We start from the raw sequence: 5,077 nt of genomic DNA, 5'->3' as shown, positions 1-5,077 counted from the left end.
CGGCAGCGTCAGAGGGGTATAAGAGACCGGGACGCGTGTGCGTCCGGGGCTCCTCGGTGCTCGTCGTCAGCTGCAGCCGCTGGTGGAGCCGCAGCCCTCGCAGACGTAGCAGCTACCGGCCGGGCGCATCTTCGTACCGCAGGTGAAGCAGAGCGGTGCGTCGGCGGCCTTGCCGATCACGGCCTCCAGCAACTCGGTGCTGGAACCGACCGACGGTGCCGGCTTGATCGCGGCGGCGTCGGCGAGTTCCTGAGCCGGCTGGGCGACCGGGCCGCTCTTCGGCTCCTCCGGCTTGGCCTCGACCGGGGCGGACGCGGCCATGGCCGTGAGGTCCGTGCCGTTGGCCTCCGCCTCCGCCTCGGCGACGAGCTGGGCGGCCCGCTCCTTGGCGGTGAAGATGCCGATCTCGGCACGGCGCTCGTAGGGCAGGAAGTCCAGCGCCAGGCGACGGAAGATGTAGTCCATCACCGAGGCGGCCATCCGCACGTCCGGGTCGTCGGTCATGCCGGCCGGCTCGAAGCGCATGTTGGTGAACTTGCTGACGTATGTCTCCAGCGGGACGCCGTACTGCAGGCCGATCGAGATGGCCACCGAGAAGGCGTCCATCACCCCGGCCAGGGTGGAACCCTGCTTCGACATCTTGAGGAAGACCTCGCCGAGGCCGTCGTCCGGGTAGGACGAGGCGGTGAGGTAACCCTCGGCGCCACCGACCGAGAAGGAGATGGTCTCCGAGGGGCGCTTCTTCGGCAGCCGCTTGCGCACCGGGCGGTACTCGACGACCTTCTCCACCACCGGCTCGACCGCGGTGACGGTCGCCTCCGGCTCGGCGGTCTTCTTCTTCGCCACCGACAGCGGCTGACCGACCTTGCAGTTGTCCCGGTAGATCGCCAGCGCCTTGAGGCCGAGCTTCCAGCCCTCGAAGTAGATCTTCTCGACGTCGGCGACGGTGGCCTGCTCCGGCATGTTGACCGTCTTGGAGATGGCGCCGGAGATGAACGGCTGGACCGCCGCCATCATCCGGACGTGGCCCATCGGGGCGATGGACCGCTCGCCCATGGCGCAGTCGAAGACCGGGTAGTGCTCCGGCTTCAGGCCGGGGGCGTCCACCACGTGCCCCTGGTCGGAGATGTGCTCGACGATCGCCTCGACCTGCTCCTCGGGGTAGCCGAGGCTGCGCAGGGCGCGGGGCACGGTCTGGTTGACGATCTGCATCGAGCCGCCGCCGACCAGCTTCTTGAACTTCACCAGCGCCAGGTCCGGCTCGACGCCGGTGGTGTCGCAGTCCATCATCAGGCCGATGGTGCCGGTCGGCGCGAGCACGCTGGCCTGCGAGTTCCGCCAGCCGTTCCGGTCGCCGATCTTGTTGCCCTGGGTCCACTGCTTGGTGGCCTCGCGGACCACCGCGGTGGCCACCGTGCCGGCCGGCTTGATCTGGTCGTTGGCGGCGGCGTGCTTGCGCATGACCCGCTTGTGCGGCTCGGCGTTGCGGGCGTACCCGTCGTACGCGCCGACGATGCCGGCCAGCTCGGCCGAGCGGCGGTACGCCGTGCCGGTCATCAGCGAGGTGATCGCGGCGGACAGCGAACGACCCTGGTCCGAGTCGTACGGCAGGCCGGAGGCCATCAGCAGGGCGCCGAGGTTGGCGTACCCGATGCCGAGCTGCCGGTAGGCCCGGGTGGTCTCGCCGATCTTCTCGGTCGGGAAGTCGGCGAAGCAGATCGAGATGTCCATCGCGGTGATGACCATCTCGACGCTGCGGACGAACTTCTCCACCTCGAAGCCACCGTCGGCGCGGAGGAACTTCATCAGGTTCAGCGAGGCCAGGTTGCACGAGGAGTTGTCCAGGTGCAGGTACTCCGAGCACGGATTCGACGCGGTGATCCGGCCGGTCTCCGGGCAGGTGTGCCAGTCGTTGATGGTGTCGTCGTACTGCAGGCCGGGGTCGGCGCACTCCCAGGCGGCCTGGGAGATGGTGCGGAACAGCTTCTGCGCGTCGATGGTGTCGATCACCGCGCCGTCGAGCCGGCCGCGCAGGTCGAAGCCGCCGCCCTGCTCGACCGCCGCCATGAACTCGTCGGAGACGCGGACCGAGTTGTTGGCGTTCTGGTACTGCACGCTGACGATGTCGGCGCCGCCCAGGTCCATGTCGAACCCGGCGTCGCGCAGCGCGCGGATCTTGTCCTCCTCGCGCGCCTTGGTGACCACGAACTCCTCGATGTCCGGGTGGTCGACGTCGAGGATGACCATCTTGGCCGCTCGCCGGGTGGCGCCGCCGGACTTGATGGTGCCGGCGCTCGCGTCGGCGCCGCGCATGAAGCTGACCGGGCCGGAGGCGGTGCCGCCGGAGGAGAGCAGTTCCCGGGAGGAGCGGATCCGGGACAGGTTGACGCCGGAGCCGGAGCCGCCCTTGAAGATCAGCCCCTCCTCCTTGTACCAGTCGAGGATGGAGTCCATCGAGTCGTCGACGGCGAGGATGAAACAGGCGCTGACCTGCTGCGGCGACGGCGTGCCGACGTTGAACCAGACCGGCGAGTTGAAGCTGAACACCTGGTGCAGCAGCATCCAGGTCAGCTCGTGGGCGAAGATCTCGGCGTCGGCCGGGGAGGCGAAGTAGCCGTACTCCTCACCCGCGGTGCGGTAGGTGGTGACCACCCGGTCGATCAGCTGCTTGAGCGACCACTCCCGCTCCGGGGTGCCCACCGCGCCCCGGAAGTACTTGGTGGTCACGATGTTGGCCGCGTTGACGCTCCAACTCTCCGGGTACTCGACACCGCGCTGCTCGAAGTTGATCGAGCCGTCCCGCCAGTTGGTCATCACGACGTCGCGGCGCTCCCAGGCGACCTCGTCGTACGGGTGCACGCCCTCGGTGGTCCAGACCCGCTCCACCTTGAGGCCCGCGTTCGTCTTGTTCCGTGACCTGCTTGTTGTCACACCGTCCCCCGACATCTCATCCGCCCCCTCGCTCACGCGGGCACCCCGCGTGATCCGACTGTCACTGCTACTGCTGCTGCTCAGACATTCACTGCGCGTGGGCCGTCTCGGCCCCGTCGCCCTCCCGGGCGCGCGCGGCGGCCCGCAGCGTCTCGATCTCCCGCTCGAAGTCGGCGAGCGAGTCGAACGACCGGTAGACGCTGGCGAACCGTAGGTAGGCGACCTCGTCCAGGTCCCGCAGGGGACCCAGGATGACCAGCCCGACCTCGTGGCTCGGGATCTCGGCGGCCCCCTTGGCGCGAATGGTCTCCTCGACCCGCTGCGCCAGGATCGCGATCGAGTCCTCCTCGACCGGTCGCCCCTGGCACGCCTTGCGCACTCCGCCGATGATCTTCGTACGGCTGAACGGCTCGGTCACCCCGCTGCGCTTGACCACCGCCAGCACCGCCTCCTCGACAGTGGTGAACCGTTTGCCGCACTCCGGGCAGGAGCGCCGCCGACGGATCAACTGACCGTCGTCCGCCTCCCGCGAGTCGACCACCCGGGAGTCGGCGTGCCGGCAGTACGGACACCGCATCGCCCGACCTCCTTGATCGACTTCGGGTACGCCTCCCACCCACCTCCGGGCGCACGCAGGGACGGCGGGGCCGCCCGCAGGACGGCCGCCGGCTCGGCGGTGCGGAAAGTGCGGTGGGTAGTCGAACCCAACCTGTAGGCGACTTACGCCAATGTGACTACTACATCTAGGGGTCGACCGTATGTCGCTGGCGATCCGCGGTCAAGTTGACCGGCGTGTCCGGCGCGTCACCCGACAACCCATCCGCCACCCCCTCTCCACCCAGCCGGAGAGCCCAACGCGGACCGGTGGCGAGGGTTACCGCCCGACCGGACAGGATCACCGACAATCCGTACCGGGTCGAACACACGTTCGACTACGCGTACCATTTATCAGAACGGACGTACGACTGTCGCGCTTTTCCGCCCCGACACGCGGAGACAGGTCGTACAGATGTTTGAAAATGACCGATCTCACCGATACGGTCATGAACAGCCGGAGGTGACCATGGTCGCCGCACCGGCCGACAGATCACCGTGCGCACCACGAGCCGCCAAGGCACCCCAGCGCCGACCAGGGAGGACGGACGTGACCGAGGACCGGGCCAACCGGCCGCAGAGCCCGCAGCAGAGCATCGAGGCGGCTCCGCCGGCCGCCCGTCGCCGCAGCGTCACCCGTGCCCGCTCCGGGCAGCCCGCCGTACGCCCGGTGACGCCGGTGGTCAGCGGTTTCCCCGACCCGGCGACGGTCGACCTGACCGCCCGCCAGCGACGCATCCTCGACTTCATCCGCACCTGGGTGGAGCGGCACGGTTACCCGCCGAGCGTGCGGGAGATCGGCGAGGCGGTCGGGCTCGTCTCCCCGTCCAGCGTCGCCTACCAGCTCAAGGAGCTGGAGAAGAAGGGCTTCCTGCGGCGCGACCCGAATCGCCCCCGCGCGGTCGACGTCCGGTCCTCCAGCGACGTCGACGACGAGTTGGCCCGCTCGCAGCGCCCTACCCCCGCGTACGTGCCGATGCTCGGCCGGATCGCCGCCGGTGGGCCGATCCTCGCCGAACAGTCGATGGAGGACGTCTTCCCGCTCCCCCGTGAGCTGGTCGGCGAGGGCGAGGTCTTCATGCTCCAGGTCAAGGGCGACTCGATGCTCGACGCGGCGATCTGCGACGGCGACTGGGTGGTCGTCCGGCAGCAGCCGACCGCTGACTCCGGCGAGATCGTCGCCGCCATGCTGGACGGCGAGGCGACCGTGAAGACCTACCGACGGCGCGACGGCCACGTCTGGCTGATGCCGCAGAATCCGGCCTTCGACCCGATCCCCGGTGACGACGCCACGATCATGGGGCGAGTGGTCGCGGTGCTGCGCCGGATCTAGACCGTAACCCGACCGGTACTGGCCCCCAGGGTCAGTACCGGTCGCCCCGGTAGCCGTAGTTGCCGCCCGGCATCTGGCCGTACGGCTCGTTGCCGTCCTCGCGGTAGCGGCCGGAACGCCGGCCCCGATGGTCCGGCTCGCCGCCCGGCCCACCCCGTCGAGGGGGCTCCGCACGGCCTCCACCACCAGACTGTCCGCCCCGCCCACCGCCGGGCATGC

3 protein-coding genes and 1 pseudogene are annotated in these 5,077 nt (G+C 69.4%); 1 reads left to right on the top strand and 3 read right to left on the bottom strand.

Annotated elements, in window-relative coordinates; genetic code table 11:
* Positions 1-66: 66 nt before the first annotated feature.
* Complete coding sequence (locus EYA84_RS26100; RefSeq protein ID WP_131056268.1) at positions 67-2,946, bottom strand: vitamin B12-dependent ribonucleotide reductase; 2,880 nt, start codon at positions 2,944-2,946, stop codon at positions 67-69.
* A 73-nt stretch (positions 2,947-3,019) separates the two neighbouring features.
* Positions 3,020-3,508 (bottom strand): transcriptional regulator NrdR, encoded by a 489-nt coding sequence (gene nrdR / locus EYA84_RS26095; RefSeq protein ID WP_131056266.1) that lies wholly within the window; start codon positions 3,506-3,508, stop codon positions 3,020-3,022.
* Positions 3,509-4,075: 567 nt separating this feature from the next.
* Between nrdR and lexA the strand changes: the two genes are divergently transcribed.
* On the top strand, positions 4,076-4,858 hold the full coding sequence (gene lexA, locus EYA84_RS26090; RefSeq protein ID WP_131056264.1) for a transcriptional repressor LexA: 783 nt from the start codon (positions 4,076-4,078) through the stop codon (positions 4,856-4,858).
* Positions 4,859-4,889: 31 nt separating this feature from the next.
* On the opposite strand, the pseudogene EYA84_RS26085 reads toward lexA, so the two are convergent.
* Positions 4,890-5,077 (bottom strand): annotated as a pseudogene (locus tag EYA84_RS26085) (hypothetical protein); the annotation flags it as partial.

This window comes from Verrucosispora sp. SN26_14.1 (genome assembly GCF_004307965.1).
GTDB lineage: Bacteria > Actinomycetota > Actinomycetes > Mycobacteriales > Micromonosporaceae > Micromonospora.
The sequence above is the reverse complement of the archived record's forward strand: the minus strand, read 5'-3'. Positions and strand labels throughout refer to the sequence as shown.

Coding starts and splice junctions, on each gene's coding strand:
- nrdR (WP_131056266.1), bottom strand. CDS start 3,508: ATGCGGTGTCCGTACTGCCGGCACGCCGACTCCCGGGTGGTCGACTCG.
- EYA84_RS26100 (WP_131056268.1), bottom strand. CDS start 2,946: ATGTCGGGGGACGGTGTGACAACAAGCAGGTCACGGAACAAGACGAAC.